This window comes from Mycobacterium sp. 852002-51971_SCH5477799-a (genome assembly GCF_001667145.1).
GTDB lineage: Bacteria > Actinomycetota > Actinomycetes > Mycobacteriales > Mycobacteriaceae > Mycobacterium.
The window spans coordinates 131856-156670 of the sequence record NZ_LZIF01000063.1; the positions used below are offsets into that span (position 1 = coordinate 131856).

Genomic DNA, 24815 nt, shown 5'->3' on the forward strand with positions numbered 1-24815 from the left:
GCGAGGCCATTCTCTCGCCTGGCTAACGAGGCTAACGACTCTGCAGTTCCTTCTTTGCGAAAGACTTACGCGATTCTTATGTCCCCTAGGTGGTGTAAAACTGCTTGCGCATCAAACTTGTTCGTTTGCCCCGGGTTCCTGTGGCGCGATGAGATGAGCGGCGGCTCGGTACACGAATGCGGGAGGTCGGTCACCAAACAAATGATCGCGCCGAGGGAAACTCTGGGCTATGCCTGCGCGCGCTGGCATGGTTGCGACATGTGCGGGTGTGGCTGAGGGGCTAGGCAGCGGCCTGCAAAGCCGTATACACGGGTTCAAATCCCGTCACTCGCTCCAAGGCAAAAGTGGTGAGCGCCGCGTGATCGCAGCTCCAGGCTGTGTCGGGCAAGTCTACGGTCATGGGCGGTGCCACGTTTCGGCTATGGGGTTGCCTTCGTTGCCTCTCAACGCGAAAGGCGGCTACAGATCTTCCGCGACCGCGTCGACGTAGAACCATCGACCGGCGCGGCGCTCGAAGCGACTGCGCTCATGCAGGCTGCCCGCGCGGCCCCCGGACTCGTAGTGAGCCGTGAACTCCACGTCTCCCGAGTCATCGTCTGGCCCGCCGGCCAGTGTGGCGATCACCCGTAGGCCGGTCCAGGCGATGTCCGGGTCGGCGGTCACCTCCGCCGGGCGCGTGCGCGGATGCCACGTGCGAAACAGGTAGTCGGAATGACCGTAGGCGAAAGCCGAGTAGCGCGATCGCATCAATTCCTCGGCCGTCAGGGCCTGTGACTGGCCCTCGTGAAACGGCCCGCAACACGCGCGATAGCTTCTGCCGCTGCCACAGGGGCACGGCGGGCCAATAAGGTCGTTCACATCAAAAGCTTGACAGACCTCTAGGGCGCCTGCCCCGGCGCTGCGCCCGCGGCGTCCTGTAGTACCTGCTGCAACTTGTCCAGCGGGTCGCCGCCCGCGGGATCAAGCCGCCGTGGGGGCATCTGCCGGCCGTCGCCGGTGATGGTAGCGAGCGGCGGCGGTGGGGGTGCCGCGCCCGGTGGCGGCGGTGGTGGTGGCGGCGGCGATGCGGGCGGCGCAGCGCTCAACGCAGTCCTCTTCGCTGCCAATCGGTTTGCGGCATCGTCGCGGATGAGATGCCGCTGCGGGTCCGGGTCGGTGTTGCCGGCGAAGCACCCCGGCGGCGCGGCGTCGACGACGGCCAACGCCCTCGCGTAGCGTTCGTCGGCGCGTGCGTGGTCCCCTGCCGCCGCGGCCCGGTCGCCCTGGGTCTCGCGGACCAATTCGAGGTTGACGCGCGCCGGACAGGAACCGACGGTGTCGCTAAGTCCTAACGCATCGGCGAAGTAGGCGTCGGCATCCTCTAGTCGACCGTCGAGCACTGCGGCTGTGCCCGCGGCGAACGGCGCCCTCGCCGGTTCCACTACGTTGACGACTCCGAGGATCGCCGCATCGGCGCGCACCGCGCTTCCGTCGCCCCTGGAAAAGGAGTGGCCTGCCGAATTGCCGACCAACACAACTGAAAACAACTTGATTGTGACCAGCAGCGCGACCACCACGACGGGCGCAGAGTAGACGAGAAGCCGTCGTCGCAGTTGCAATCGCGCCGGCCTGCGCGTCATGATGCCAAGTCCCGTCGCGCGATGCGGCCGCGGCGAAAATCGCGGACCCACAGGTAAATCTCCGCGAGCAGCAGCCCCGCCGCGAGCAGCGCAGGCAGCCAATACAGCTCGGTCCGTTCGAGGGCATCTGCCCGGCTATGCGGTGTGTCGGGCAGGTTCGGCTGGAAGGGCTGACCGAGATCGCGGTGAATGTATGGAACGTCGAGTTGTGCCGCTACTCTGCGTAATTCGGCCTCGTCGATGGCGTCGGTGCGCCCATAACCTAGCACCGCTCCGCCGGCGACGGACCCCCGCATGAGGTTGAAGTCGCCCTGCGGCGCACGGGATCCGGGCGCACCTGAGCCGAAGTAAAGAACCACGTTTCGCGAGCCCGGGTATTGCTGTGTCGCCTCGATCAGCTGATACCGCAGCACGTTGTCCGCCGCCGCTGCGTTGGCGTCGAGGCTCGGCTGCTGGGCGCCGAGCGCCGCGACGGTTGGGCGCAAACTCCAAACGTCTTCGGATAGCGGCCAATCCAGCGAAGCCTTCGAGGCGAAGCCGACAAGGGCGTACCGTGCCGCCGGATACTGCTCGATCAACGCCGTGATGTCGTCGCGCATGCCCACGATCCGCGGTTCGTCATTGCCGTAGTCCTCGACGCCTGAGTAGGCCGACTGATCGACGACGAGGAACACGTTCAGATTCGCTCCGGCGGCGGCCCTTTCGCCCTGGCGGTTTCCGTCATCGAGAAGTGCCGGGCGGGTCGTCGCAGCGGTGAGCAGCAACACCGCGAGAGTCACCCCCGTCCATCGCAACGCGGCCCGCCTTCGGTGTCCGGCCGAAAGCAGGACCTGGCGCAGCGCCACCAGGCGCGCCAGCAAGAGTGCACCAGCAACGACGGCCAAGATCGGCCAGGGCAGCACGGGCTGAAATGTCATCGGCGCAACACCAACAGCGCCACCGACAACACGGCCGCCGACAACAAGGCGATCACCAGTGGCACTACCGGCGCATCGTGGAAATCCGCTGTCATGCTGGTGCCGTCAGCGCGGCGCGCCGGCGGGGTGTGGGCGCGAATCTCGTTGAGTATTGCGGTCACCGACCTCGTGGCCTGCACGACGTACCGGCCACCGGTCTGCTCGGTGAGCCCGACCAAGGCACCGCTCGCGGGTGAGGGGGCCGTGTCGATCACATTCACTTGGGCGCCAGTCCGCTCCGCCAGGGCCCGGACACTCCCATCTGTGAACAAGGCGGCACGCTGCTCCCCCGCGGCGCGAAGATCCGACGGACCGAGATAGGTGACCGAAAGCCGGCCAGTGCTGCGCTGCTCGGCGGTCGGAAAACCCGAGAGGCACAGCGCGAGAACGTCGTTCACACTGGCGGCGTAGTCGGTGTAGGGCACCGGCGGGGCGAACGATGCCGACTGCGCCTGGTGGGCGCCGGTATAGTCGCCGAACCGCCCGGCAGCGTACTGATGGTCGCGCGTCAGCGGCACCAGACGGCGGTTGGCCGATGTCAGACCGATGCGTTGCCCCTGGGGGGCCGCAATGACCTGCCGGGCAAAGTAATCGAGCAATTCAGTCGTCGCCGCGTCGTCCACCGGCTGCCCGACGCACAGCATGATGTCCTCGGGGTGAGCAGCGTCGAAATCCTTGCTCGCCACGGCGGGACGCGCCGCAGCCCAGGACGCGGCGCCGAACATGACCACCAGCACCACCAACGTCACGATCGTTGAGAGCGAGCGCAGCCGCGCGACTTTCGCGTACTCCGGTAACTGGGTTAGCCGTGCGACGTTGGCCAATGGCCGCAGCCGCCTCCGAGCGGCGGTCATCGGCAGCAACGCCGCGAGCGCGACAATCGCGACCAAGCAGGCCGCGCCGATGGCAGCTACCGGCCACCACTTCAAGTCCACGAGCGGATCAGTTCCTGTGCCCGGGCGCTCATATCGGCGACGTCGATGTGCGACTCGGCGTTGAATTGTGCGTCACCGAGCTGGGTGAGCAGCGGCGCGGCCTGGGCCAGCTCCCCGACGGCCATCGCACCGATCTGCAGGTACTGGGCCCGCGCGCCGGTCGCTTGATGCAGAAAGCTGCGCACTGTCCGGCTGATCGCCGCGCACGCCGCCGGAGCCGGCATCCGCCCAACGTCGTGCTCACCGGAGATGCGCTGCACGCAGCGGGCGAACCGGTTGCGGATCAGCCAGGCGTGCAGTCGCCGTACGACCGGGATGCGTCGCAACCGGTATGACGGCAGCGTCCACACGAAAACGCCTACATACCAACCGATCAGGGCCAGAGTCAGCAGGACTGCCAGCCATAGCCAGCATGACGAGTACGGCTGGGGACCGAACACATGGCGCAGCAGGTCATCCGGCACGGGCGGCCACCTCGGTCAGGCGAACGAGCTCACGGCGAATGTCCCTGCTGCCGGCGATCGTCGTGTGCGCGATGGCGTGAGCGGTCAAGAACGCATTGAGGCGGTCGCGACGCTTCTGCTCGGCGCGGCGGTACGCGGTGACGACCCGGGGGCCGAGGTCGGCCCCGTTCAGGACGAAATGACCCGTGGCGACGTCATACCCGTCGGTGTTGTCGGGACCCACCGCAGGCATGTCCGACACCATCGCCCACATGACGTCGTGGCGCCCCTTCAGCCTGGCGAGCACTTCGCTTAGTCGATCGTCGACATCGGGCTCGTCGGACACGACGATGATGAGCATGGTATGTCGGTAATGCGTTGCGACGTAATCGAGTTGGGCGGTGACGTCGCTGCGGCCGGGACGCACCGTGGTGTGCTGGTACCAGCGGTGCAGCAGGCCCTCGATGTGCGACTCGCCGCGCCGCTGTGGAATGTTGACGCAGCCGCGACGGTCGCCGTAGACCATGCCGATCTGATCGGATCGCCGCAATCCGATCAATCCCACCGCGCCCATGATGTGCGCGGCGACGTCGCGTTTGCACTCTCCGCTCGGGGTCAACGCCGACATGTTGCGGCCGGCGTCGGCAACGAGCAGGATTTTGTGATGCTTTTCGGACACGAACCGTTTGATGAGTACGCCGCCCGAACGGGCGGAAGCCTTCCAGTCGATGTCCCGCACGTCGTCGCCGGGAACGTACGGGCGAAGATCGTCGAATTCCATGCTGCGCGTATGCAATAGCGCATAGCGGCCGCCCTCGAGCAGACCGCGGGTGTCGGTGCCGAAATGCGCCTTGGCCCGATTCAGGTGTTTACCCACGATTGTCCTTCTGGCGCCTCACGGAACGCGGACAGCCCGCAGCGCGGCGTCGACCACGACCTCGGAAGTGATGTCGGCGCTAGCCGCTTCGAAGCCGAGGATGAGCCGGTGCCGCAGCACCCGGTGCGCGAGCTTCGCGATGTCCTCAGGCAGCACGTGCGTCCGCCCGGCCAGCACCGCCCGGGCCCGGGCCGCCTTGCAGAACGCGATGGTGGCGCGTGGACTGGCGCCGTACTCGACCAGCCGCGCGATCTGCTTGGGCAACGCCCGGCCGGGATGGCGCGTTACGTCGACCAGTTGGCTGGCGTAGAGCATCAGCGCACGGTCCATGTGGACATGGCGCACCACCTCCTGCACGCGCACAACTTCGTCGAGGCTGACCACCGGTGCGGTCGGCCGCGCCTTGTCGTAGATGCCGGCGTCGATCCGCGCCATGACTTCAACCTCCTCCTGCGGGGAGGGGTAGCGCACGATTTCCTTGAGCAGGAAACGATCGGTCTGCGCCTCGGAAAGCGGATAGGTGCCTTCCTGGTCGACGGGGTTTTGGGTGGCAATGACCAGAAATGGATCCGCAAGGGGGTGCACCTGTCCGGCGATCGTGGTCTGCCGCTCCTCCATCGCCTCGAGCATTGCGCTCTGCGTCTTGGCACTGGATCGGTTGATCTCGTCGAGTAGCACGATGTTGGCGTGCACCGGACCGAGTTGAGTGACGAAGGAATTGGTCGCCGAGTCGTAAATTTGGGTGCCGATGATGTCGCTGGGCAGCAGGTCGGGCGTGCATTGAATGCGTTGAAAGCGGCCTTGAATCGACTCGGCGAGCACCTTCGCGGCGGTGGTCTTGGCCAGGCCGGGCACGCTTTCGAGCAGGATGTGGCCGCCCGCGAGCAGGCCGATCAGCAGCGACTCCCGTAGCTCGCGCTGCCCGACGATCTTGGCTGCGAACGCCTCAGAGATTGCCCTGACGGTTTCTTGGACGCTATCGATTTCGCGCTGGTCCGGTTGTGTTGGTGCTGTAGACATACGCCCGCTGGGATACCCAGATGCCGTAGAACGACACCGCGGTTGTCCGCCTACGGTTTGTTGCGTTGTCGTTTGGCCTTGGCTTCAGCCTCAAGCCGCAGCCGGATTGCGCGCGCCCGCGCCTCGGCAGCCACCGCTTGTGCTTCGGCGGCTTGCGCTCCCGCCCAGATCTCGGCCGCCCGAGCTCGGGTTTCGGCGGCTTCCGCGCGCGCCCGCCCCTCGACGGCCACCGCTTCGGCGTCGGCGGCTTCCGCGCGCGCCTGCTCACGTGCCCGCGCCTCCGCGGCCAGCGCCTTGGTTTCGGCGGCTTCAGCGCGCGCCCGTGCCTCGGCGGCCAACGCTTCGGCTTCGGCTAATTTTGCCCGTTCCCGCGCTTCCGCGGCCTGGGCCTGAGTTTCGGCAGCTTCAGCCCGCTTCCGCGCCGCGGCGGCCAGCGCTTCGGCTTCCGCCGCCTCTGCCTGTTTCCGCGCCTCGATGGCCCGGGCTTCGGCTTCGGCGGCCTCTGCGCGGGCCCGCTCTCGCACCCGCGCCTCGGCGGCCAGCGCTTCGATTTCTTCGGCTTCCGCCTGCGCCCGCGCCTCGGCGGCCAACGCTTCCGGTTCGGCGGCTTTGGCCTGCTTGCGAGCTTCGGCGGCCAGCGCCAGGGCTTCGGCGGCTTTGGCCTGCTTGCGAGCTTCGGCGGCCAGCGCTTCGGCTTCGGCGGCCTCTGCGCGCTTGCGCGCCTCGGCGGCCAGCGCTTCGGCCGCCGCGGCTTCCGCGTGCGCCCGCTCTCGGACCCGCGCCTCGGCGGCCAGCGCCAGGGCTTCGGCGGCTTCTACCTGCGCCCGCGCCTCGGCGGCCACCGCTTCGGGTTCGGCGGCCAGCGCTTCGGCAGCCGCGGCCTCTTCCTGCGCGCGCGCCTCGGCGGCCAGCGCTTCGGCTTCGGCGGCCAGCGCTTCGGCTTCCGCGGCTAAGGCTTCGGCCGCGGCCGCGTCTGCCCGCGCCCGCGCCTCGGCGGCCACCGCCTCGGCTTCGGCGGCCAGCGCTTGGGCCGCCGCGGCTTCTGCCTGGGCCACCGCCTCGGCTTCGGCGGCTAACGCTTCGGCAGCCGCGGCTTGTGCCTGCGCGTCAGCCTCGGCCTCGGCGGCCAACGCCTCGGCGGCAGCAACTTGTGCTTGCGCGTCAGCCTCGGCTTCGTCGGCGAACGCCTCGGCTGCCGCGGCTTCCTTCTGCGCCCGCGCCACTTCTTTCTGCGCCCGCGCCTCGGCTTTTAATTCCCGTCGCGACGGTTTTGGCTTGGCCTGGGTCGTGGGCTGGCTGGCGCGCGGCTGAAGGTTCCGCTTCTGGGTGCCGGCCGCGACCCGCGCCTTTTGCTCAGCCACCCTGTACGGGCCGGCTAGGTAATCAAATAAGACCAAAGCCACGCCGGCCAGCAGCACCAGCGGCAGGGCTAAGGACGGGCGCGTGATCATCCCCCAGATGCCGGCGACCGCCAACGGCACCGCCAGCAACACCGCGACGCCCGGATACCGAGTGCCTAGTTGAAGGATCGTTGCGGGCACCGCTGATGACCGTGCGACCAATGGAAGCCGATCCGGCCGACTACCGACGACTTTCTGCGATCCCACGATCCCTCTCCCTCACGGAGACGCTGGCACATAAACAGTACTGTGCGCGAGGTCGCGGCGGAATCTTAATTCTTCGTGTTTCCGTACAATGTCGCCGCAAGGCCGGCGAAGCGTCAGGAAACTGGGCGCGAGGTCGCCGTGATGGCCGGCGCGGGCGCGCGCCGAGCTTTTACTCATCCGCCACGCCAGTCGCAGGTGACACTTCCGGCGTAGGTGGGCAGGTGGCCTCCTACGCCGAGTGCGCGATCCCAGCAGTTCCATCGTGGATCGTGCGCCAGACCTCTACGCTGCCGATTAATCATGCTGTGTCACCCGGCGAGGAGGCGGACCGCATGGAAGTTCCGTCTGTGCTCGCGTCGCTCATGTCGCTCGGTTGGTTGCCGGCCTGCGTGTTCGGTTTGTGCTCATGGCCATTCGACGCGAAGAGATGCCCTAGATGACACCAGAACTTACGCATAGCAACGGATTCGACTGGGACCGACTGGTAAAGATGCCCTCCGCGAGTGCCGAGTGGCACAAGGGGCGCCAGGTTCTCAACTTCTACCCGATGGACAAGGACTATCGAAATTCGCCGACCGCTCGGGCAATGGTGACGGAATACTTCGCCGGCGCAAAAGCTTTGGACACCGATGCAGCCGTGCTCAAGTTCGGTTCCGATGCCGTGACCCTGCAAGGTGCGTATTTGGAGATGGGGGTGTGTACAGGACGAACCATCAATTTCATTGCCGCGCTCAATCCAGAGCAACGCATCTGGGGATTCGATTCCTTTGACGGGCTTCCCGAAGAATGGGCTCGCACCGATCTCAACGTCCCTCAAGGGACTTTTCGGGTCAACACCGAAGGGTGGACGCCACCGGTTCTGCACAATGTGAGCCTGGTGAAAGGCATGTTTCACGACACCCTTCCACGGTTCAAATCCGAGATTCTGAAAACTACGCCGATCGCCTTCCTGCATGTGGATTGCGATATATATGCGTCGGCGAAGGAGATGTTCGACCAGCTGGTCGATAATATTGCGCCCGGCACCGTGATAGTTTTCGATGAATTTTATAATTACCCCGAAGCCGCGGAACATGAATTCAAGGCATTCCAGGAATTCCTGGAATGGACAGGGAAAAAGCCTGTCTACCTTGCGTACAACCAGTACTTCGAGCAAGCGGTTGTCCAGATAATCTGAGCTCCGGCGGAGCGGTCAGCGCACGGCCGTCGCTGCCCTCAACTGCTGAGTCGCGCCCGCCCGACTAAAGGGCCACCTTTCGCCGTCGGCAAACGCCTTTACTCGACCTTGACCGTGTGTTGATTCCACTCCCTGACTATCGGAACGTGAGTAGGCTTCATGCGGTGGAACTGGGGGTTTTGGGACCTCTCCAGGTGCAGCGGGACGGCGCCCCGGTCGCAATCCCGGGCGCTAAACCCCGCGCAATCCTGACCATGCTCGGGCTGCACGGTTCTTCGATCGTGTCGGCCGATACGCTGCTCGAGCTCCTGTGGGGCGATGATCCGCCGCGCACCGCCGCCAAGGCGCTCCAGACGCACATATCCGCGCTGCGGCGCACGCTGGATGACGGCTTCGTTTTGACTAAGGGAACGGGCTGGGTCCTCAATAAATCCGATACCGATGCTTCGCGCTACAAGCTGGCGATCAAGACGGGCCGTGACGCCGCAGCCGCTGGCGACAGCATCCAAGCGGTGGCCCGCTTCGACGAGGCGCTGACCCTGTGGCGCGGAATCCCGGAGCTGCCCGATACCCGCCGGGGAGTATCCGAGAAGACCCGCTGGATAGAGGGCCACTCCGCGTTGGTCGAGGATCGCGCCGATGCCCTATTGGCGACCGGCCGAGCCGCGGAGATCATTGGCGAGCTCGAGGCGGCCGTGTCCGACGCGCCCATTCGCGAAAGGCGATGGGGCCAGCTGATGCTCGCCCTGTACCGCGCCGGTAGGCAAGGTGAAGCGCTGGCGGCTTATCAACGAGCAAGGTCACTGCTGGCCGACGAGCTGGGGGTCGACCCGGCGCCAGAACTTCGGCGGCTGGAAGCCGCGATCGTTGCGCAGGACGCATCATTGGAAGTTACTGTAGGACAACAGCTTACGACGGTGACACGTGCCGTTACCTTCCTGCTCACCGACATCGAGGGATCGACCGCCGCGTGGGAGGCCGATGCCGAAGCCATGGCGATCGCGCTCGCCCGCCACGACGAGCTTGCCGAACACATTGTGACCTCCCGCGGAGGACGGCTGATCAAGACCCGCGGAGAAGGCGACGCCACATTCTCGGTCTTCGATCGACCGTCGGCGGCGGCCATCGCAGCGCTGGAGCTACAGGATGCGATTGCCCAAGAACCATGGGCGTTACGGGATCCCATGCGCATTCGCATCGCGCTGCACACCGGCGAGGTAGAGCTTCGCGACGGCGACTACTTCGGTCGAGCAGTCAACCGTGCAGCGCGCCTGCGGTCCCTGGCGGTAGGTGGCCAGATCCTTTGCTCGGGCGCCACAGCCGAACTCGTCATCGACTCACTGCCCGACGATGTCGTATTCGCCGATCTGGGAATGCGTCAGCTGAAAAACTTGGCACGCCCAGAGCACGTTTTCGAGCTTCGCTTGCAAACCACCGATGATGGTCCTTCCGAACAGACGATCGATGCACTCGTCGAGCGGCCCGGCCTTCCCGCGGTACTTGTTGGTCCCGGTCCATTCGTCGGGCGCACCCATGAACTCGAAGGTCTTGCGTCCGTGTGGGACACGGCGCTCGCGGGCGGCATGCACGCGGTTCTGATCGCCGGCGAACCCGGTGTGGGTAAGACACGTCTGGCCGGCGAGTGGTCTCAACGTGCCTATCAGCAAGGAGCGGTTGTGCTTTACGGCCGTTGCGATGAGGATCTCGGTGCGCCGTACCAGCCTTTCGCCGAGGCGCTGCGTTCGCTTGTGCCGTGCATCGGCGCCACACGGCTGCGCGAATTGCGCGGTGTTGAAGCGTTACTCGCATTGGCGCCGGGGCTGAGCGACGTCCTACCCGATCTGGCTGCGCCGACGCGCGCCGACCCGGACACCGAACGCTATGCACTTTTCGATGCGGTCGTGGCGCTGCTGGACGTTGCTTCCACGAGCGCGCCCGTCGTCGTTGTTCTCGACGACCTGCACTGGGCGGCCAAACCCACGCTGCTCTTGCTACGTCATCTTCTGCGCTTCGGTGACCATGCCCGCGTACAAATCGTCGGGACGTACCGCAGCACCGACTTAGACCGCTCCCATCCGTTGGCGGCCATGCTCGCCGATCTTCATCGCGGCGCGGAGTCCGGCACTGCCAATCGCCTTCAGCTCAGCGGCCTCGACGAGGGGGACGTGACCGCATATGTCACCGAAGCAGGCTACGACGACGAAGAGCTAGCGCGGGCTCTGGCATCGGTCACCGGTGGCAACCCCTTCTTCCTCATTGAGGCGCTTCGCCATGTCGATGAAAGTGGCGGCGTTTGGGATCCGACTACCCTGCCGCAAGGGGTTCGGGAAACCGTGAGCCGCCGACTTTCTCGGCTTTCGGCAGAGACGAATAAGGCCCTTGCCGCAGCCGCCGTCGTTGGCAGTCGGTTCGCCATGGACCTCGTGGAACGGGTGGTGGAGCAGGATCTCGTTGACGCTTTCGACGAAGCGTGCAAGGCCGGCATCGTCATTGAGGAGCCCGGCGGTCGATACCGGTTCAACCACGCCATTGTGCGTCGGTCGCTGCTCGCCGAGCTGGCATCGGTGCGACGCATGCGGCTGCACCAGCGCATCGCCGCAACGCTGGAGACCGAGCCGGGGGCAGACGACGAGCTGCTGGCTGAACTGGCACACCACTATTTCGAATGCGCATGGGCGGGAAACGCGGCCAAGGCCGTCGAGTACTGCCGGCGTGCCGCAGATCAGGCGATGGCACGACTCGGCTACGAAGGAGCGGCTGAACTCTACGACCGAGCACTGCACGCGCTGGAGGAGCTCGACGACGAACTGCCCGACCGCAACGAGCAAGCCGCAGAGTTATTGGTCGCCCGCTGCGAGGCCCTGCTGGCCGCAGGCGATGTGATTTCGGCGGCGGGGGCTGTCTCGCAATTGCAGTCGGCGACAGTCGATTCGGCCCGGCTGGCGGCATGGGCGACATGTTTCGAGGGCGAGCTCTCGATGCTGATTCACCCGGAGCGGCTCGACGAGGTCGAAGCCGCGTTGGACGCGGCCGCCGAGAAGCTGGCCGGGTTGGACGATGCCGCGGGCGAAGCCAAAGCGCACACCGTACGGGCCACATGCCTGGCACGGCTCGGACGAATCGGTGACTGCGAAATCGCCCTGGACCAAGCTCTTACCGCGGCGCGACGCGCGCGTGAACACCGGCGGGTCAACGCCGTGCTGGCCGGTGCGCCGCTCGCCGCGCTCTGGGGCCCCAATCCTGTTCCGCGGGCGGGTGGACGGTGCCTTGACGTGGTGCGGCTGCTTCGCATCACAACCGATTCGCCCGCCGTCGAGGCGACGTCAACGCGATGCCAGGCGGTATTGGAAGCCTTCCGCGGCCGGGGCGCCGCGGCACGACGGATGATCGACTCGGCCCGGCGCACGGTTACCGACCTCGGCCTGCGCCATGCACTCTTAGAAGTCGAGCAGTTCGCCGGCATCGTCGAGCTGGTCATCGACGACCCTGGTGCCGCCGAGCTTCATCTGCGCAAGGCCTACAATGGTTTTCGTCGCATGGGCCTCGATGCCGACACCGCCGAGACCGCCGCATTGCTCGGCCGCGCGTGCCTCCTGCTCGACCGAGGCGCCGAGGCCGGCGAGTTGTGCGCGGAAAGCGAGCGTCTCGCTGGCCACGCGCTGAAGCCCTCGATCGCCTGGCGCACGCTTCGCGCACAGCTGCTGTCACGCGCCAACGATCACGACGAGGCGCGGAGGGTGGCCGAGGCCGCTGTCAGTTTGGCCGAGCGCACCGACGCGCTGGTTGATCATGGCGACGCATGCCTTGCGCTGGCAACGGTTTTGGTCACCGCTGGTGATGTCTCGGAAGCGCGGCCCGCCGTCGAGCAAGCGGTCGGCCTGTGGGAGCGAAAGGGGGCCGCCGCACTCGTCGAGAAGGCGCGTCTCGTCCTTGATGACCGGATGGTGCCGACCGCCCTGGCGAGTCCCGCTCCGCCCGATGCGCCAGTTGCCGAGCTCGACAATGCATGCGTACAAGTGGGCCAACGCGTGATAGCTGCCATCCATAGCGAGGCCTGGGACGTGGTCCAGGAGCTTTATGCACCCGAGGCCTTCGTCGAGAGTCGCCGGAAGATCGTCGGCTTCAAGCAGATCGACCTTCCATCGGCAGACTGGGTACGGCAGAGCAGGCGCGCTGTCGAGAAGGACCACCTACGGTTCAACCAAGTCGTTGTCGCCGTGAGAGGCGAGCGTCTGGCTCTTGCTCGATTGGCGATAAGCAGTGCCGACGTCAGCCCTGGAGCGCCGCGCGATGAAATTCTCCAGCTATACGGCCTCGACAAGGACCGGCGAATCGCGTTGCAGATGTGGTTCGACGTCGAAGACATTGACGCCGCAATGATCGAACTCGACGCCATCCATGCCCGATTCGAGCAGGAACAACCAAAGCCGCGGCGGCTCGAGAACGCCGCTAGTCGAGCCGATGATCGGGCCATAGCGCACTTCGCTAGTCGGTCCTGGGATGAGATGACAGCACGGTTCGTCGAAGATATCCACGTCGACGACCGCCGCCGAGGATTCCGCCAAACGAGCAACGACCGCGCAACAGAGGTCGCAAGTATCCGGGCGATCGCCGCCCTCGGCGCAACCAGTATCATTGCAACGCCCCTGGCTCTACGAGGAGATCGCCTGTGCCTGAGCCGCTTACGGTTCGAGGGGCACGACGCTCGGCCGGAGGCAACCGGTGCCGACAGGCTGATAGTTGAGGCACTGTCAATTATTGAGGTCGACTGCGACGGACTCATACTTGCCAGGACCCATTTCGACCTAGACGACTTCAAGGCCGCCCTAACGGAACTCGAAGCGCGGTACCTCGCCGGCGAAGCGGCAGCCTACGCGCGCACCTGGTCGGCGATCACCAATGCCTACGCCGCCATAAGCCGACACGAACTTCCATCGACGACACCAGACTGGGTGAACATCGATCACCGGCAAGCAAGATCGTTCGCACCCGGCGAAATGATTCCATACATCCACGCCACCTGGGATGTAGCGCCGCAATCCCGGATCCATATCGAGGCGGTGCATCGGCTGACTAGTCGCGGAGCAGTAGTAACTAATGCGATGAATGGCAGCTCGCGACACGGCTTTGATGCCGAGTGGCGCGAGGTTTTCCTCCTGATGATCGAAGGCGACAGCATCGACCGTTGCGAGCTGTTCGACGATGCGGACCTCGACGTCGCGATTGCGACGTTCGACGAACTCAGCCGACCGGTGCCGAGGCTCGAAAACTTAGCAACCCGAATCTACGAGCGCCTGTGGCAGCACTTTGAAGTCCGCGATTGGGAGGCAATTACCGCGCTGGTGGCCGAGAATGAGTTGATCGATGATCGCCGTCGAGTGGTGAACGGCGGACTCCGACACGGTCGCGACGCTGGAATCGAGGAAATGCGGGCGGCGGCCGACATCGGCTTCACCATAAGGGTCGTAGATGTCAGGGCGACCCGCGGCGACCGTCTGGCGCTGGCGTGTGTTCGCGCTGCCGGACGCGATCCCGCTGCGATCCAAAACGATGTCCTGCAAATCGTCCAGATCGATTCGGACGAACGGATCGCGGGAGTGATCATATTCGACCTCGACGACTTCGAGGCCGCCATCGCCGACCTCGACGCGCGCTACCTCGCCGGGGAAGCAGCCGCCCATGCGCGCACTTGGTCGGTGATCGCCGATGTTCTCCCTGCGCACAATCGCCACGAGATCGCAGCGGCGACACCGGATGTGGTGAGTCTCGACCGCCGCCGAGCCGCATCGTTTGCTCCCGGCGAAGGTATCGATTACATCCGCGCCGGATGGGAACTCGACCAAACCCTCAATATCTACATCGAAACAACACATCGGGTGACCGACCTCGGCGCGGTCTTCACTTGGGCGGGATATGGAACCTCGCACGAGGGCTTCGACGCCGAGTGGCGGGCCGTCGAGATCATGATGGTCGACCGCGAAATGATCAGCCGAGCAGAGCTATTCGACGAGGCAGATCTCGACGCCGCACTGGCCAAGTTCGATCAGCTGAGCCTGCAGGCAGCGCGGCTGGAAAACGCCGCGAGCCAGGTATACGAGCGCTTCTTGAGTTGCTTCGCGAGCCGCGACTGGGACATGATGGCCGAGATCTTGGCCGACGACGTTTGCATTGACGATCGCCGCCGTACCGCCAACGCCGGAACGCGATATGGAAGAGATGCCGAGATCCAAGACTCGAAGGCGGCCGCGAAGGTCGGTTTCACGAACTTGGCACCGGCCATCATTGCGACACGGGGCGAGCGGCTCATCATTTCGCGGACTCAGGCTACCGGCCGCGACCCCGAGGCGATCCGGATTGAAGTCCTTCATCTCGTCGAGATCGATAACGACGGCCGGATTGTGGCACTCGTGGTGTTCGAACTTGATGACTTCGAAGCCGCCCTAGAGGAACTCGATCGTCGGTACCTCGCCGGCGAAGCTGCCACCCACGCGGGCACATGGTCAGTAATTGCAGGGGCCTACGCCGCGATCAACAGACACGAACTGCCCGCGACGACACCGGACTGGGTGGAGATCGACAGGCGGCGGCTCGTGACCATCGAGCCCGGTGGCATGAAACCGTACCTACGTGCGACGTGGGAAGCAACACAACGCGCCAGCACGCACATTGTGGCGGTGCATCGCCTAGACGACCTGGGAGCGGTCGTCACCCACGAGTCTCAGGCGACGTCGCAAGAGGGCGTCGATGCCGAGTGGCAGGACATCAACCTTCTGACCGTCGACAAAGATCTGATCAACCATTGCGAGCTTTTCGACGAGACGGACATCGACGCCGCGCTCGCCCGCTTTGAGGAATTGCACCCGCAGGCGCACCGACTCAAAAACGCGGCAAGCAGAGTGGCCGATCGCTTCTCGGCGTACTACGCGGCGGGCGACTGGCAGGATATGGCGGAGGTATTGGCCGACAACTATTCCAGCGACGATCGGCGTCGGGTGGTCGGCTCCGGAGTCCGGCATGGTCGAGACGCCCACCTCGAAGACATGCGGGCGCGCACCGAACTTTGGCTCACGAACCGGACGTCGACCGTCATCGCGACGCGCGGTGAGAGCCTCGCCCTCGTGCGCCTCGGTCTTTCAAGCCGTGATCAAGGACCGGAGGCATTCGTCACGGAGATACTCATCGTCAACGAAATCAACGCTGACGAGCGGCTCGTCGCCGGGGTTGCATTCGACCTCGACGACTTCGACTCCGCAATAGAGGAACTCGACGCGCGCTACCTCGCCGGGGAGGCGGCCGCCCACGCGCCGACATGGTCGGTGATGGCAAGAACCTGTGCAGCGTTCAATCAGCATGAACTTCCCGCAGCGACGCCGAATTCCGTGTACGTCGACCATCGACCGGTTTTAACCATCGAAGCGGCGGATCTCCCCACATACCTTCGCGGAGTGTGGAATCAGACTCCTGACAGCAGGATCTACATAGAGGCCGTGCATCGGCTGTCCAATTATGGAGCCGTCGTCACCCATGCGGTAAAAGGGCTTTCGCCAGAGGGCTTCAACGCCGAATGGCGGATGATCGACATTCTGACGGTCGAAGGTAACCGCCTTAGCCGGTGCGAGGTCTTCGAAGAGGCGGGCCTCCAAGGCGCACTCGCGAGGTTCGACCAGCTCAGCCCGCCGGAATCGCGCCTGAAAAACGCGGCAAGCCAAGCTTACGAGCGCATCTACGCGTGGTTCGCCACGCGCGACTGGGACGCTATGGCCGCAAATGTGGCGGATAACTTTGCTAGCGAAGACCGCCGGCGGGTAGTGAACGCCGGAGTCCGACATGGTCGAGATGCCGGGATCGAAGATGTGCGCGCGATCGCCCAAGTCGGCTTCACGCTAACGATGTTGGGGGTCGTCGCAACCCGCGGCGGGCGCCTCGCCCTCGTGCGTGTTCGCGCGGCGGGCCCTGACCCCGGGACTATTCAGAACGATGCCCTAAATATGGTCGAGATCGACGCTGACGAGCGGATCGTCGCTTCAGTCTCGTTCGACCTGGACAATTTCGACGCGGCCATCGCCGAACTCGACGCCCGCTACCTCGCCGGCGAAGCGGCTGCGCACGCCCACACATGGTCGGTCATAGCAGGTATTTATGCCGCGTTCAACCGGCGCGAACTCCCTGGGGCGGACTGGGTCACCGTCGACCATCGGCGAGGTACACCGTTCGCGTCCAGCACCATGCTCGCGTCCATCCGTGCCATTTGGGACCTCACTCCAGACCTCAGCATCCATGTCGAGGCGGTGCATCAGCTCAACAAGCTCGGAGCGGTCATCACCCATGCGCAACATGGAACTTCTTCAGAAGGCTTTGACGCCGAGTGGCGACAGATCCAAATTCTCACCGTCGAAGGAGACCGGATCGACCGCTGCGAAATCTTTGACGAGGCTGACCTCGATGCGGCGCTCGCCCGCTTTGAGGAGTTGCATTCACATCAACCTCGGTTGCAGAACGCGGCAAGCCAAGTGATTGAGCGGGTCTTCACGCACTTCGCTGCCCGTGACTGGATTGCCCTAGGGGAGCTAGTGGCCGAAGACATTTGTTCAGAGGATCGCCGTTCAGTGGTGAATGCCGGTATCCGTCACGGTCGAGACGCCGAAATCGCGGATATGCGGGCGATCGCGGACGTCGGAGTTAAGTACATCGCGGTTACCACCGTGGCGACACGCGCTAAGCTCCTGACCCTGTGTCGTGTTCTTCTGCCGGTGGAAGATCAAGATCCCGAGTCGTTCCGCAACGAGGCGCTCTGCCTGGTCGAACTCAACGCCGACAACCGGGTCGCCGCCCGTCTGCTGTTCGACCCCGATGACATCGACGCCACCTTCGAGGAGCTCGAGACCCGTTACGTCACTGGTGAAGCGGCACCGTACGCCCAGTCGTGGTCGGTTATCGCACGAGAATGCGCCGCATTCAATCGGCACGAGCTCGCGGTAACTGACTGGGTCCAGGTCGACCACCGGCAGCTCCCCGTAATCGACGCAAGTGATCCGCAAGCACGTTTGCGCGCCATTTGGGACATCACGCCAGACCTCGCGGTCCGCATCGAGAAGGTATATCGCCTCAGCACATTCGGAGCGGTCGCCACCTATGCTGCGCACGGGAACTCGTCGGACGGTTTCCAGGCCGAGTGGCGAATGCTTTTCGTTGTGATTGTCGAAAGCGATCGGATCAACCGCATCGAGGTCTTCGATGAAGCGGACCTCGATGCGGCACTCGCTCGTTTTGACGAACTGCAACCACATCCGCGACAACTCGAAAACGCGGCAAGCCAAGTAGAACAACGCTTCTTGGCCAGCTTCTCGGCCCGCGACTGGGACGCCATCGCAAAACTGTTCACCGAAGATATTTTGTTGGATGATCGCCGTCGCCTAGTGAACGCCGGTGTCCGCCACGGGCGAGATGCCGAGATCGCAAACATGCGGGCCGTCGCCGATGTCGGGGTCACGAACATGACGTCCACGGTGATTGCGATCCGTGGAGAGCGCCTCGTCCTCGGCCGTTATTTCATCGAAGACAGCTGGTCGGGCTCCATCGCGCTATGCGTCTCGGAGATCAACGCCGAAAACCGACTAGTGGCACGCACTGTATTCGACGCTGACGATTTCGACGCAGCCGTCGCTGAGCTTGACACTCGCTACATCGCCAGTGAGGCGGGCACCCTGGCAGAAATATGGTCGCTTGTTGCGCGGATCACCGCCGGGGTAAATCGGCAAGAAGTGCCAGCGACCACTCCGGATTCGGTTTACATCGATCATCGACAGCTTGTGTCGATCGAAGGTGTTGATCTCGCCGCATCCCTACATGCATTGTGGGACATCACTTCTGCTTTCGGCGTGTACGTCGAGGCAATACACCGGTTGGACGAACTCGGAGCCGTCGTCACCCAGGCGGTGAACGCGACCATGCAAGGGGGCCTCGACGCCGAATTGCGCTTCATCGAAATGGTCACATTTGAAGGCGACCTCCTTAGCCGCGTCGAAGTCTTCGACGAGGCAGACCTGGACGCCGCGATCGCGAGGTTCGACGAACTGCACCCACAGGCACCACGACTGGAAAACACGGCCGCCCGGGTCAATGAGCGCTTCTATGATTGCTTCACTCTTGGTGACTGGGCCGCAATCGCAGACATTTTCGCCGATGACGTTTTCTACAACGATCGCCGTCGAGTGATCAGTGGCGGCTCCTGGCGGGGTCGCGATCTCGTGATCCGGAACATGCGGGCAATTAGCGACTTCAGGGTCGAGACTTTAGGTTTTATCGCCCTCCGCGGGGAGCGCCTCGCGCTCAGTCGCTGGCGATGGTCAACCAGCGACCCTGCACCCGAGATGTTCCACACCGAAGTGCTCTTCCTCGTCGAGATCGACAGCGAAAAATTGATTACGGGACTCTTCGTGTTCGATCCCGAGGATGCCGATGCCGCGTTCGAGGAACTCGAGGCGCGTTACCTCGCCGTCGAAGCCGCCGCACACGCGCACACATGGACAGCCATGACGCAGGTCCAAGCCGCTTACAACCGACACGAATTCCTGCCGACGACGGAGGATTGGGTCAAGATCGATCACCGGCGCGGTCGAGCATTCGCACCGGGCGACATGATCGCCTACACTCGCGCAACCTATGAAGTCGCCCCGGACGTTAAGGGTCACATCGAGGCCGTGCACCGGTTGAGCAGCCATGGGGCGGTAATCACCGAGGTAGTCAATGGAACCTCACGGGACGGCTTCGAATTCGAGTTGCGCGAGGTCGCCCTTTTCGCTTTCGATGGCGACACGGTCTGCCGGTTCGAGATGTTCGACGAGGCAGACCTCGACGCTGCGCTTGCTCGGTTTGATGAGCTCCGCCCGCAAGCACCACGGCTCGAAAACGCAGCAAGCCAAGTGATCGAGTGCTTCGAACGGTGCTACGCCGCCCGCAACTGGGAAGCCATGGCCGAAACCATGATTGACGACGTACTCGATGACGATCGTCGACGTGTGACCAATGCCGGCGTCCGACGAGGTCGCGACGCCGCAATCGCTAACATGCAAGCCGTCTCCGATATCGGCGCCGAGAGAATTTCGTCGACCGTCATCGCCACCCGCGGAAAGCGCCTCGTCCTACGCTTAGTCCGCCCGAGCAACGACGTGCGACCCGAGGCCTTCCAGTTCCATGACGTCTTACAGGTCGTGGAGATCGACGACAACAAGCGGATCTCGGTGGTTGTGACGTTCGACCTGGACGATCTCGACGCTGCGTTCGAGGAACTTGATTCGCGGTATGTTGCCGGGGAGGCAGCCGCCCACGCACACACATGGATGGTGACATCTGGAGCTTACGCTGTTTTCAACCGCCACGAATCCCCTGCGATGACACCGGATTCGGTGTACATCGATCATCGGCGGCACGTCAGGAGCGAGGCGGTTGATCTGGCCGCATCGCTGGGTGCACTGTTGGAACTCACCACGGATATCAAATTGCTCATTGAGGCTGTACACCGGCTCAGTGAACATGGAGCAGTCGTGACACACGCCCTGAGGGGAACCTCGCACGATGGATTCGACGCCGAGTCGCGGGATGTCTGCATTTTGACGTTCAAGGCCGGCTTGATCAGTCGCTGCGAGTCTTTCGACGAAGCCGACATTGACTCCGCGCTCGCAAGATTTGACGAGCTTGATCGACCAGTTCCGCCGCTCGAAAACGCCTCGACCCGCACCTGTGCGCGCCTGGTCGATGCACACAACCGCCGGGACATGAGCGGATTCCTGGCCCTCATGGCTGAGGACGCTCGGTTGGACGAGCGGCGAAAGGGTCTGCGTGGCATACATGTTGGACTAGCGCTGTGGAAGGACGTTCAACGGCTGTTCCAGGCGCCCAGCAACTGGCGATCGAGCATGGAGGTCATCGCGCTGAGAGGATCTCGTCTTTCACTGACACGCCACCGCGTTCGCGACATCAATGAGTCCGACCAGCCGGTCATCTGGGACGCTCTGTCTGTCATGGAAATTGGTGAAGACAATCTGATGCAGGAGACCATCAGCTTCGACCCCGACCACATCGACGCCGCCTTCCAGCAACTCGACGCACGGTATCTCGCCGGCGAAGCGGCTGTACAGTCACGCACCTGGTCACTAGTGATGCAGGCCAACGCCGCGTGGAACCGACATGAGCTTTTCCCGAACACAGCGGACTGGGTGAACATCGATCATCGACGAGCCAGAGCGCATGCATCCGGCGAGTTGGTGCCCTACCTTCTTACCACGTGGAACGTCGTCCCGGACGCCAAGCTTCGCAACGAGACTGTGCACCGCCTGACCAACCTCGGGGCGGTGACCACCGTGGTGGTGACTGGAACCTCAAAGGACGGCTTTGAAGCCGAGTGGCGCGAGATCTGCCTTCTCACGTTCGACCGCGACTTGCTGAGCAGTTGCGAGCTTTTCGACGAGACAGATCTTGAAGCCGCGTTGGCACGATTCGACGAACTCGATCGGCTGCCGCTGACACAGACTTAAGCAGTTTTCACAACAGCGCCGAAACGGATCTCCTATCGTCAGTGCGTGAGGCGTCGGACGGTCCTAACGCTCCCGGTTGTGCTGGCGGCGGGCGCTACGCTGACTCCGGTCCCCCGCGCCGCCGCAGACCAGAGCCCGTGGTCGCTCGACCGAGCCAACCGCTGGTACCAGGCGCAGGGGTGGCTCGTCGGCGCCAACTACGTCACCTCGAACGCCATCAACCAACTCGAAATGTTCCAGGCCGACACTTTCGATCCCCGGCGCATCGACGCCGAGCTGGGCTGGGCCCAGACGCATGGGCTCAACGCTGTGCGGGTCTTCCTCCACGATCAGCTCTGGGCCCAGGACGCGCCAGGCTTTCAAAAACGTCTGGCGGAGTTTGTGGCCATCGCCGCCCGCCGCAGCATCAAACCACTGTTTGTCTTCTTCGACTCATGTTGGGATCCGTTTCCCAAGCCGGGACGGCAGCGTGTGCCGACCCCTGGGGTCCACAACTCTGGTTGGGTGCAAAGCCCCGGCGCAGAACACCTCGACGACCTCGACTACCGTCGCACTCTCCGAGACTATGTCACTGGCGTCTTGCACCAATTCCGCACGGATGATCGCGTTTTGGGTTGGGACCTGTGGAATGAGCCCGACAATCCCGCGCGTGAATATCGGAAGGTCGAAAGGAAAGACAAGCCCGAACGCGTGGCCGACCTGCTCTCGCTGGTGTTCGGGTGGGCACGTTCGGTCGATCCGAGTCAACCGTTGACCAGTGGCGTGTGGGACGGAGTGTGGGGAGATCTTTCGAGGCGGAGCGAAATCGCGAACATTCAACTGAACAACTCCGACGTGATCACCTTCCACTCCTACGACAAGCCGGCAGGCTTCGAGGCCCGCATCGCCGAACTCTCCCCCTTGGGACGCCCCATCCTCTGCACCGAGTATCTGGCTCGGACGATGGGCAGCACCGTGGACGGAGTTCTACCAATTGCCAAGCGGCACAACATTGGTGCGATCAACTGGGGGCTCGTGGCCGGTAAGACCCAAACCTACTTTCCGTGGGACTCGTGGGACCACCCGTACACGACGGCTCCGCAGCTCTGGTTTCAAGACCTGGTTCAGCCCGATGGACGGCCTTACCAAGCCTCCGAGATTCAAACCATCGGCACGCTGAGCAAGCCCTAGTCACCCATGGCGGGCGAAAACCTGAAACTTGACCGAATTCTAGCCAACGGTTGATGGCCAACGCTTGTTGGTCTACAGTTGTTGACATGAGTATGCAACACGGCACACGGCCAGCACTCATTCAGGGTCGGCGCCCGGCGGCGGTGGTGACCGGAACGTCCAGTGGGATCGGCAGGGCATGCGCGCTCCGACTGGCGGTACAGGGTTACCGCGTCTTCGCCGGGGTCCGGCGCCGGCAGGACGGGCCGGCGTTGGTCCAGGAGGCCAGCCGCACCGGCGGACAAGTGGTACCTCTGATCATCGACGTCACTGACCAGGCGTCCATCGGAGCTGCCGCAGCGGAAGTAGCCAGTGCGGTTGGCGACGATGGGATCGCGGCGTTAGTCAACAATGCCGGGATCGGAATGACGTGGCCGATGGAAGCAATCCCTCTGGATGATCTACGTCGTATCTATGAAGTGAACGTCTTCGGGCAAGTCGCGGTGACTCAGGCATTTCTCCCATTGGTACGCGCAGGCACAGGGCGCATTGTCAACATCGGGTCGATCGGTGATCGGCTCAGTTTGCCCTTCGGAGCGCCCCTGGCCTCGTCAAAGTGGGCGTTGGCCTCGATCACCGAATCATTGCGGATGGAGTTGCGCCCGTGGGGAATCCACGTAATCCTCATCGAGCCGGCATCAATCCACACCAACGCGGTTCAGAAGGTCAAGGACGATGCTGAGAGGGTGATGTCCGAGATGAGCTGGGGCCATCTCGAACTGTATGGCGATACCTACCAAGCGATGACCAGTCGTGCTTTGGAGCGAGAGAAGTCGGGCAGCGATCCCGATGTCGTAGCCAAAGCAGTGCTGCGCGCGATACGGACAAAACGCCCACGGACCCGCTATGTGGTCGGCAAGGACGGTCGGCTGCTCTCCTTCTTGGCCGGCTGGGCCCCCGACCGACTTTTCGACGCGATGCGCATTCGGCTGTTCGGCTTGCCGAAGAAATTCGGTGTTGCCGCCCAACCAGCAACAGGAGCCGCAAGATGAGACTGACCAACCAAGATGCGATCGCCGAGCTCGATGCCGAGTTCGCCACGATGGCGGTTGCGGTGGGCCGGCATGCATGGGGCCTGTCGGAATTGACGATGCGTGAAAAGGCATTCGTTTTTCTCGCTGCAGATTTGTGCTCACGCTGTCTTGGGTTTCCGCTACAAACCCATGCCAACATGGCCGTGTCGCAAGGAGTTAGCTTGGCCGCACTGCGGGAGGCGGTCCGTCACTTGGCTCCGTACGTCGGATACCCGACAGCCGCCGAGGCCTTGATGGTGTTGGCCGACATCGAGAGTTCCCAAGAGAGCGCTGCTGACGAGCCGACCACGGATCCGCCGTTCGAACTCGACGAAACCACAGCCGCCCGGATTGCTCACCTTGACGACCGTTTCGCGGCCTTCTACGTCGAGCAGTTCGCGGCGCGCTGGGGGCGCCCGGGATTAACCGTGCGAGAAAGGGCTTTGGCGACCATTGCGGCAGATGTGCTCAATGGCACCCTCGACGAGTCGTTGCGGCTACACATCGGTCTCGCGCTGGACAACGGCGCCGGCGAAGAGCAGATCCGCGCCGTCATATTGCAGGTAGCCGAATTCGGTATCACCAAGGCATGGCGCGCCTTCAGCGCGTTGCGTGACATTTTGGCGTCCGCAACAACGTAACGACCAAATGTGACGGCGCCTCAAGCGCAGTAGCGGCCCTGTTCGAAGTAGCTCACCCACTCGCACCGCCTTGCCCCTAATGCCAACGATGTTGGCCTACACTTGTTCGCATGGCATTCACTCAGCGATCCGAAAAGAGTAGGAACGCAATACTCACCGCTGCAAGGCAAATGCTGGCCAGTCGCGGCTACGAAGCGACGACCATCCGGGCTGTGGCGGCAGCGGCGGGCATCGACCCATCAATGGTCATGCGGTACTACGGGAACAAGGAAGGTTTGTTTGCAGCCGCCGTAGACGTGGATCTGCACCTGCCGGACCCCGCAGCACTGCCGCGCAAGCAGATCGGGAATCTTCTCGCCCACCATGTCATCGCACGGTGGGAAGGCGCGCTATCTGATGAGTTCATAACCTTGCTGCTGCGTTCCGCTGGGACGAACAGCGCCGCGGCAGAGCAATTCCGATTGATCTTTGAGCGGCAACTGCTGAAGTTCGTGCAGGACTTAGCCGGCCGGGGGGCTCAGGCCCGCCGACGCGCTGCGATGGTGAGCACGCAAGTGCTCGGGGTGGCCTATTGCCGGTACGTCCTCGAGCTGCCGGCGGTCACCGAATTGGATGGTGAGACGCTAGCCGACACGTTGGGGCCCGTAATTCAGCACTATCTGACCGGCGACCTCGACGCACCGGTGGTAGGCGCCCGGACGAGAAGGGCGAAAGCACAGACGTCCCGACGTACACGGGGATGACCTGCTGCTAGCGCCACGCGCGCCCGCGGGCGAGAGCTTGGA

General features: G+C 63.8%; 14 protein-coding genes and 1 tRNA gene. 7 read left to right on the plus strand and 8 right to left on the minus strand.

Going from position 1 to position 24815, the window contains the following annotated elements:
- Positions 1–262 precede the first annotated feature (262 nt).
- Positions 263–336: transfer RNA gene (locus tag A5753_RS07460), tRNA-Cys, on the plus strand.
- Between the two features lie 123 nt (positions 337–459).
- Here A5753_RS07460 and A5753_RS07465 read toward each other — a convergent pair.
- Genes A5753_RS07465 through A5753_RS07500 form a run of 8 tightly spaced genes read right to left on the minus strand, consistent with a single transcriptional unit; the run spans position 460 to position 7343 of the window.
- Positions 460–846, minus strand: a complete 387-nt coding sequence (locus A5753_RS07465; RefSeq protein WP_067125335.1) for a YchJ family protein — start codon at positions 844–846, stop codon at positions 460–462.
- A gap of 32 nt (positions 847–878) precedes the next feature.
- Complete coding sequence (locus A5753_RS07470; protein WP_067125169.1) at positions 879–1619, minus strand: hypothetical protein; 741 nt, start codon at positions 1617–1619, stop codon at positions 879–881.
- Complete coding sequence (locus tag A5753_RS07475; protein WP_067125171.1) at positions 1616–2536, minus strand: VWA domain-containing protein; 921 nt, start codon at positions 2534–2536, stop codon at positions 1616–1618. The genes A5753_RS07470 and A5753_RS07475 overlap by 4 nt, the downstream gene beginning before the upstream one ends.
- A complete protein-coding gene (locus tag A5753_RS07480) occupies positions 2533–3510 on the minus strand; it encodes a hypothetical protein (RefSeq protein ID WP_067125174.1) in 978 nt (325 codons plus the stop codon). Before A5753_RS07480 ends, A5753_RS07475 begins: the two co-directional genes overlap by 4 nt.
- A complete protein-coding gene (locus A5753_RS07485) occupies positions 3501–3974 on the minus strand; it encodes a hypothetical protein (RefSeq protein ID WP_067125177.1) in 474 nt (157 codons plus the stop codon). The genes A5753_RS07480 and A5753_RS07485 overlap by 10 nt, the downstream gene beginning before the upstream one ends.
- Positions 3964–4830, minus strand: coding sequence for a DUF58 domain-containing protein (locus A5753_RS07490; RefSeq protein ID WP_067125180.1), 867 nt, complete (start codon positions 4828–4830; stop codon positions 3964–3966). The genes A5753_RS07485 and A5753_RS07490 overlap by 11 nt, the downstream gene beginning before the upstream one ends.
- 18 nt (positions 4831–4848) lie before the next feature.
- Positions 4849–5850, minus strand: a complete 1002-nt coding sequence (locus tag A5753_RS07495; RefSeq protein ID WP_067125183.1) for a MoxR family ATPase — start codon at positions 5848–5850, stop codon at positions 4849–4851.
- Between the two features lie 50 nt (positions 5851–5900).
- On the minus strand, positions 5901–7343 hold the full coding sequence (locus A5753_RS07500; RefSeq protein WP_067125186.1) for a hypothetical protein: 1443 nt from the start codon (positions 7341–7343) through the stop codon (positions 5901–5903).
- A gap of 661 nt (positions 7344–8004) precedes the next feature.
- Between A5753_RS07500 and A5753_RS07505 the strand changes: the two genes are divergently transcribed.
- From A5753_RS07505 to A5753_RS07530, 6 genes are all read left to right on the plus strand, one after another.
- Entirely contained in the window at positions 8005–8634 is a 630-nt protein-coding gene (locus tag A5753_RS07505; protein ID WP_197694615.1) for a TylF/MycF/NovP-related O-methyltransferase, read from the plus strand.
- 164 nt (positions 8635–8798) lie between these two features.
- The gene (locus tag A5753_RS07510; RefSeq protein ID WP_082971204.1) at positions 8799–21167 is read left to right on the plus strand and encodes a BTAD domain-containing putative transcriptional regulator; all 12369 of its coding nucleotides are present in this window, start codon (positions 8799–8801) and stop codon (positions 21165–21167) included.
- 45 nt (positions 21168–21212) lie between these two features.
- Entirely contained in the window at positions 21213–22337 is a 1125-nt protein-coding gene (locus A5753_RS07515; protein ID WP_067125196.1) for a 1,4-beta-xylanase, read from the plus strand.
- A 92-nt stretch (positions 22338–22429) separates the two neighbouring features.
- Entirely contained in the window at positions 22430–23368 is a 939-nt protein-coding gene (locus A5753_RS07520) for an SDR family oxidoreductase (RefSeq protein WP_067125337.1), read from the plus strand.
- Positions 23365–24030, plus strand: a complete 666-nt coding sequence (locus A5753_RS07525; protein WP_067125199.1) for a carboxymuconolactone decarboxylase family protein — start codon at positions 23365–23367, stop codon at positions 24028–24030. Before A5753_RS07520 ends, A5753_RS07525 begins: the two co-directional genes overlap by 4 nt.
- Before the next feature lie 110 nt (positions 24031–24140).
- The gene (locus A5753_RS07530; protein WP_082971205.1) at positions 24141–24773 is read left to right on the plus strand and encodes a TetR/AcrR family transcriptional regulator; all 633 of its coding nucleotides are present in this window, start codon (positions 24141–24143) and stop codon (positions 24771–24773) included.
- The last annotated feature ends 42 nt before the right edge of the window (positions 24774–24815 follow it).

What these genes read in the sequence shown, in the direction of transcription:
- A5753_RS07470 (WP_067125169.1), bottom strand. Translation starts at nt 1,619, where the DNA reads ATGACGCGCAGGCCGGCGCGATTGCAACTGCGACGACGGCTTCTCGTC.
- A5753_RS07475 (WP_067125171.1), bottom strand. Translation starts at nt 2,536, where the DNA reads ATGACATTTCAGCCCGTGCTGCCCTGGCCGATCTTGGCCGTCGTTGCT.
- A5753_RS07495 (WP_067125183.1), bottom strand. Translation starts at nt 5,850, where the DNA reads ATGTCTACAGCACCAACACAACCGGACCAGCGCGAAATCGATAGCGTC.
- A5753_RS07505 (WP_197694615.1), top strand. Translation starts at nt 8,005, where the DNA reads ATGGACAAGGACTATCGAAATTCGCCGACCGCTCGGGCAATGGTGACG.
- A5753_RS07520 (WP_067125337.1), top strand. Translation starts at nt 22,430, where the DNA reads ATGCAACACGGCACACGGCCAGCACTCATTCAGGGTCGGCGCCCGGCG.
- A5753_RS07525 (WP_067125199.1), top strand. Translation starts at nt 23,365, where the DNA reads ATGAGACTGACCAACCAAGATGCGATCGCCGAGCTCGATGCCGAGTTC.
- A5753_RS07530 (WP_082971205.1), top strand. Translation starts at nt 24,141, where the DNA reads ATGGCATTCACTCAGCGATCCGAAAAGAGTAGGAACGCAATACTCACC.